At 57.6% G+C, this 7,028-nt stretch carries 1 protein-coding gene; it reads right to left on the minus strand.

From position 1 onward, the window contains the following. The coding region (locus C9383_RS26075) for an immunoglobulin-like domain-containing protein (protein WP_346254076.1) at positions 1-7,028 on the minus strand (7,028 nt) is incomplete at both ends.

A 7,028-nucleotide genomic window follows, 5' to 3' on the forward strand; every position in this document is an offset into this window, starting at 1 on the left:
AGGGTCACGGTGGTGGTGTCAGCAGTGCCCGGAGTATCGGTAACGGTGGTATTTACCGGCGTAGTGCCCGGTACCAGGTTCTCGAAGTGCTCGCCGCCAGTGACGCCTTTGATAGCGGTGGTGACGGTTTGATCGCCTTGATAGACGTCGTTTGGAGCGACTACCGAAACAGAACCGCTCGACTGGTTCACACCGATGGTGATGGTTTGGCCGTTATCCAGGGTGACGGTCAGCGGGTTGGTGATGTTGGTCACCGGCGCGCCGTTTTTATCCACAAGGCTGGCGGTGTAGACGATGTTGCCGCCTTCACCGACGGTGTTGGTGGCCGTCAGTACCACATCGACTTTGTCGATGGTGTCGTTGATGGTGGTAGTTGCACCGTTACCTGCAACTTCCAGCTTTTCAAAGTTGCCGCCCGTGGCGTCAGTGATCTTGACGGTCTGCGTGCTCTTGTCGATGAACACGTCATCGCTAGGTGCAGGAACGGTCACGGTACCGACAGTGTCGCCAGCCTTGATAGTGATGGTGGAACCGTTGTCGAGTTTCAGCGTGACGTCGGTGCCGGCCTTATTGCTCAAGGTCGCGGTGTAGGTGATCTGGCCACCTTCGTTAACTGCGCTTGGCGCGGTCAGCGTCACAGTGGTGGTATCTGCGGTGCCCGGTGTGTCAGTTACGGTCGTTGTGACTTTATCGGTACCTGGCACCAGATTTTCGAAATGCTCGCCGCCGCTCACAGTTTTGATCGCGGTGGTGACGGTTTGATCGCCTTTATAGACGTCGTTTGGAGCGACTACAGAAACAGACCCGCTCGACTGGTTTACACCGATGGTGATGGTTTGGCCGTTATCCAGGGTGACTGTCAGCGGGTTGGTGATGTTGGTTACTGCTGCGCCGTTCTTATCCACAAGGCTGGCGGTGTAAACGATGTTGCCGCCTTCGCCAACAGTGTTGGTGGCGGTCAGGACCACATCGACCTTGTCGATGGTGTCGTTGATCGTGGTGGTTGCGCCGTTGCCTGCAACTTCCAATTTCTCGAAGTTGCCGCCGGTAGCGTCAGTGATCTTGACGGTCTGAGTGCTCTTGTCGATGAACACGTCATCGCTAGGTGCAGGAACGGTCACAGTGCCGAGGGTGTCACCAGCCTTGATGGTAATGCTCGAGCCGTTGTCGAGTTTCAGGGTGACGTCAGTACCTGCTTTGTTAGAAAGCGTGGCGGTGTAGGTGATCTGACCGCCTTCGTTAACGGCGCTTGGCGCGGTCAGCGTGACGGTGGTGGTGTCCGTAGTGCTCGGAGTATCGGTAACGGTGGTATTTACCGGCGCAGTGCCCGGCACCAGGTTCTCGAAATGCTCGCCGCCGGTCACAGTTTTGATCGCGGTGGTGACGGTCTGGTCGCCTTTGTAGACGTCGTTTGGAGCGACTACCGAGACAGAACCGCTGGATTGGTTCACACCGATGGTGATGGTTTTACCGTTATCCAGGGTGACGGTCAGCGGGTTGGTGATGTTAGTCACCGCATTACCTGACTTATCGACCAGCGAAGCGGTGTAAAGGATGTTGCCGCCCTCACCAACAGTGTTGGTGGCGGTCAGGACCACATCGACCTTGTCGATGGTGTCGTTGATAGTCGTTGTCGCGCCGTTACCTGCAACTTCCAGCTTCTCGAAGTTGCCGCCGGTAGCGTCGGTGATCTTGACGGTCTGCGTGCTCTTGTCGATGAACACGTCATCGCTCGGCGCTGGGACGGTCACAGTGCCGACGGTATCGCCAGCCTTGATGGTGATGGTCGATCCGTTGTCCAGCTTCAGCGTGACGTCGGTGCCGGCCTTGTTGCTCAAGGTCGCGGTGTACGTAATCTGACCACCTTCGTTGACCGCGCTTGGCGCGGTCAGCGTCACGGTAGTGGTGTCCGCAGTGCTCGGAGTATCGGTAACGGTGGTATTTACCGGCGCAGTGCCTGGTACCAGGTTCTCGAAGTGTTCGCCGCCGGTGACGCCTTTGATGGCGGTGGTGACGGTTTGATCGCCTTTATAGACGTCGTTTGGAGCGACTACAGAAACAGACCCGCTCGACTGGTTTACACCGATGGTGATGGTCTGGCCGTTATCCAGAGTGACCGTTAACGGGTTGGTGATGTTAGTCACCGCATTACCCGACTTGTCGACCAGCGAAGCGGTGTAAACGATATTGCCGCCTTCACCGACGGTGTTGGTGGCGGTCAGGACCACATCGACCTTGTCGATGGTGTCGTTGATAGTCGTTGTCGCGCCGTTGCCTGCAACTTCCAGCTTCTCGAAGTTGCCGCCGGTAGCGTCGGTGATCTTGACGGTCTGGGTGCTCTTGTCGATGAACACGTCATCGCTTGGTGCAGGAACGGTTACGGTACCGACAGTGTCGCCAGCCTTGATGGTGATGGTGGAACCGTTGTCGAGTTTCAGGGTGACATCAGTACCCGCTTTGTTAGAAAGCGTGGCGGTGTACGTAATCTGACCGCCTTCGTTAACTGCGCTTGGCGCGGTCAGGGTCACGGTGGTGGTGTCAGCAGTGCCCGGAGTATCGGTAACGGTGGTATTTACCGGCGTAGTGCCTGGTACCAGGTTCTCGAAGTGCTCACCGCCGGTCACAGTTTTGATCGCGGCAGTGACAGTTTGGTCGCCGTTGTAAACGTCGTTCGGCGCTACGGTGGTGACGCTGCCGCTCGACTGATTCACACCGATAGTGATGGTCTGGCCGTTATCCAGAGTGACCGTCAGCGGGTTGGCGATGTTGGTCACCGGCGCGCCGTTTTTATCCACAAGGCTGGCGGTGTAAACGATATTGCCGCCTTCACCCACAGTGTTGGTCGCGGTCAGGACCACATCGACCTTATCGATGGTGTCGTTGATCGTGGTAGTTGCACCGTTACCGGCAACTTCCAATTTCTCGAAGTTACCGCCCGTGGCGTCAGTGATCTTGACGGTCTGAGTGCTCTTGTCGATGAACACGTCATCGCTAGGTGCAGGAACGGTCACAGTGCCGACGGTGTCACCAGCCTTGATGGTAATGCTCGAGCCGTTGTCGAGTTTCAGGGTGACGTCAGTACCTGCTTTGTTAGAAAGCGTGGCGGTGTACGTAATCTGACCACCTTCGTTAACTGCGCTTGGCGCAGTCAGGGTCACGGTGGTGGTGTCCGCAGTGCCCGGAGTATCGGTAACGGTGGTATTTACCGGCGTAGTGCCCGGCACCAGATTTTCGAAGTGCTCGCCGCCGGTAACGCCTTTGATGGCGGCAGTGACAGTTTGGTCGCCTTGATAGACGTCGTTTGGAGCGACTACCGAGACAGAACCGCTCGACTGGTTTACACCAATGGTGATGGTCTGGCCGTTATCCAGGGTGACGGTCAGCGGGTTGGTGATGTTAGTTACCGGCGCGCCGTTTTTATCCACAAGGCTGGCGGTGTAAACGATATTGCCGCCTTCGCCCACAGTGTTGGTCGCGGTCAGGACCACATCGACCTTGTCGATGGTGTCGTTGATGGTGGTGGTTGCGCCGTTGCCTGCAACTTCCAGCTTCTCGAAGTTACCGCCGGTAGCGTCAGTGATCTTGACGGTCTGGGTGCTCTTGTCGATGAACACGTCATCGCTTGGCGCCGGGACGGTCACGGTGCCGACGGTGTCACCGGCCTTGATGGTAATGCTCGAGCCGTTGTCGAGTTTCAGGGTAACGTCAGTATCCGCTTTGTTAGAAAGCGTGGCGGTGTACGTAATCTGACCACCTTCGTTAACTGCGCTTGGCGCAGTCAGGGTCACGGTGGTGGTATCTGCAGTGCCCGGTGTGTCCGTTACGGTCGTAGTGACTTTATCGGTACCCGGTACCAAGTTCTCAAAGTGCTCGCCGCCGGTGACGCCTTTGATGGCGGTGGTGACGGTTTGATCGCCTTGATAGACGTCGTTTGGAGCGACTACCGAGATAGAACCGCTGGATTGGTTCACACCAATGGTGATGGTCTGGCCGTTATCCAACGTCACGGTCAGTGGATTGGTGATGTTGGTCACCGCATTACCCGACTTGTCGACCAGCGACGCGGTGTAAACGATGTTGCCGCCTTCACCCACAGTATTAGTAGCGGTTAGTACGACATCGACTTTGTCGATGGTGTCGTTGATAGTCGTTGTCGCGCCGTTGCCTGCAACTTCCAGCTTCTCGAAGTTGCCGCCGGTAGCGTCGGTGATCTTGACGGTCTGCGTGCTCTTGTCGATGAACACGTCATCGCTAGGCGCAGGGACGGTCACGGTGCCGACGGTGTCGCCGGCCTTGATGGTGATGGTCGACCCGTTATCCAGCTTCAGCGTGACATCGGTGCCGGCCTTGTTGCTCAAGGTAGCGGTGTAGGTGATCTGACCACCTTCGTTAACTGCGCTTGGCGCGGTCAGGGTCACGGTGGTGGTGTCAGCAGTGCCCGGAGTATCGGTAACGGTGGTGTTCACTGGCGTAGTGCCCGGCACCAAGTTCTCGAAGTGCTCGCCGCCGGTCACCGTTTTGATCGCGGCAGTGACAGTCTGGTCGCCGTTGTAAACGTCGTTCGGCGCTACAGTGGTGACGGTGCCGCTGGACTGGTTCACACCGATGGTGATGGTCTGGCCATTGTCCAAAGTCACGGTCAGTGGATTGGTGATGTTGGTTACCGGCGCGCCGTTTTTATCCACAAGACTGGCGGTGTAGACGATGTTGCCGCCTTCACCAACGGTGTTGGTGGCCGTCAGGACCACATCGACCTTGTCGATGGTGTCGTTGATCGTGGTAGTTGCACCGTTACCGGCAACTTCCAGCTTCTCGAAGTTACCGCCGGTAGCGTCGGTAATCTTGACGGTCTGAGTGCTCTTGTCGATGAACACGTCATCGCTTGGCGCCGGGACGGTCACGGTGCCGACGGTATCGCCAGCCTTGATGGTGATGGTCGAACCGTTGTCCAGCTTCAGCGTGACGTCGGTGCCGGCCTTGTTGCTCAAGGTCGCGGTATAGGTGATCTGACCACCTTCGTTGACCGCACTTGGCGCGGTCAGGGTCACAGTGGTGGTGTCCGCAGTACCCGGAGTATCGGTAACGGTGGTGTTTACCGGCGTAGTGCCCGGCACCAGGTTCTCGAAGTGCTCGCCGCCGGTAACGCCTTTGATGGCGGCAGTGACAGTTTGGTCGCCTTGATAGACGTCGTTTGGAGCGACTACCGAGACAGAACCGCTCGACTGATTCACACCGATGGTGATGGTCTGGCCGTTATCCAGGGTGACCGTTAACGGGTTGGTGATGTTAGTCACCGCATTACCCGACTTATCGACCAGCGAAGCGGTGTAAACGATGTTGCCGCCCTCACCAACAGTGTTGGTCGCGGTCAGGACCACATCGACTTTGTCGATGGTGTCATTGATGGTGGTGGTCGCGCCGTTGCCTGCAACCTCCAGCTTCTCGAAGTTGCCGCCGGTAGCGTCGGTGATCTTGACGGTCTGCGTGCTCTTGTCGATGAACACGTCATCGCTCGGTGCTGGGACGGTCACAGTGCCGACGGTATCGCCAGCCTTGATGGTGATGGTCGATCCGTTGTCCAGCTTCAGCGTGACGTCGGTGCCGGCCTTGTTGCTCAAGGTCGCGGTGTAAGTGATCTGACCACCTTCATTAACTGCGCTTGGCGCGGTCAGGGTCACGGTGGTGGTGTCCGCAGTGCCCGGAGTATCGGTAACGGTGGTATTTACCGGCGTAGTGCCCGGTACCAAGTTCTCGAAGTGCTCGCCGCCGGTCACCGTTTTGATCGCGGTGGTGACAGTTTGGTCGCCGTTGTAAACGTCGTTCGGCGCGACAGTGGTGACGGAGCCGCTGGATTGGTTCACACCAATGGTGATGGTCTGGCCGTTATCCAGGGTGACGGTCAGTGGGTTGGTGATGTTGGTCACCGGCGCGCCGTTTTTATCCACAAGGCTGGCGGTGTAGACGATATTGCCGCCTTCACCGACGGTATTGGTGGCCGTCAGGACCACATCCACTTTGTCGATGGTGTCGTTGATCGTGGTAGTTGCACCGTTACCGGCAACTTCCAGCTTTTCAAAGTTGCCGCCCGTGGCGTCAGTGATCTTGACGGTCTGGGTGCTCTTATCGATGAACACGTCATCGCTAGGTGCAGGAACGGTCACAGTGCCGACGGTATCGCCAGCCTTGATGGTGATGGTGGAACCGTTGTCGAGTTTCAGCGTGACGTCGGTGCCTGCCTTATTGCTCAAGGTCGCGGTGTAAGTGATCTGACCACCTTCGTTGACCGCACTTGGCGCGGTCAGGGTCACAGTGGTGGTATCCGCAGTGCCCGGAGTATCGGTAACGGTGGTGTTCACCGGCGTAGTGCCCGGCACCAGGTTCTCGAAATGCTCGCCGCCGGTAACGCCTTTGATGGCGGCAGTGACAGTTTGGTCGCCTTGATAGACGTCGTTTGGAGCGACTACCGAGACAGAACCGCTCGACTGGTTTACACCAATGGTGATGGTCTGGCCGTTATCCAACGTCACGGTCAGTGGGTTGGTGATGTTGGTCACCGGCGCGCCGTTTTTATCCACAAGACTGGCGGTGTAGACGATGTTGCCGCCTTCGCCGACGGTGTTGGTGGCGGTCAGGACCACATCGACCTTGTCGATGGTGTCGTTGATGGTGGTGGTTGCGCCGTTGCCTGCAACTTCCAGCTTCTCGAAGTTACCGCCGGTAGCGTCGGTAATCTTGACGGTCTGAGTGCTCTTGTCGATGAACACGTCATCGCTTGGTGCCGGGACGGTCACGGTGCCGACGGTGTCACCGGCCTTGATAGTGATGGTGGAACCGTTGTCGAGTTTCAGGGTGACGTCAGTACCCGCTTTGTTAGAAAGCGTGGCGGTGTACGTAATCTGACCACCTTCGTTAACTACGCTTGGCGCGGTCAGCGTGACTGTAGTGGTGTCCGCAGTGCCCGGAGTATCGGTAACGGTGGTATTTACCGGCGTAGTGCCCGGTACCAAGTTCTCGAAGTGCTCGCCGCC

Origin of the sequence: Pseudomonas palleroniana, assembly GCF_003031675.1 — a bacterium.
In the GTDB taxonomy this organism is placed as follows: domain Bacteria; phylum Pseudomonadota; class Gammaproteobacteria; order Pseudomonadales; family Pseudomonadaceae; genus Aquipseudomonas; species Aquipseudomonas palleroniana.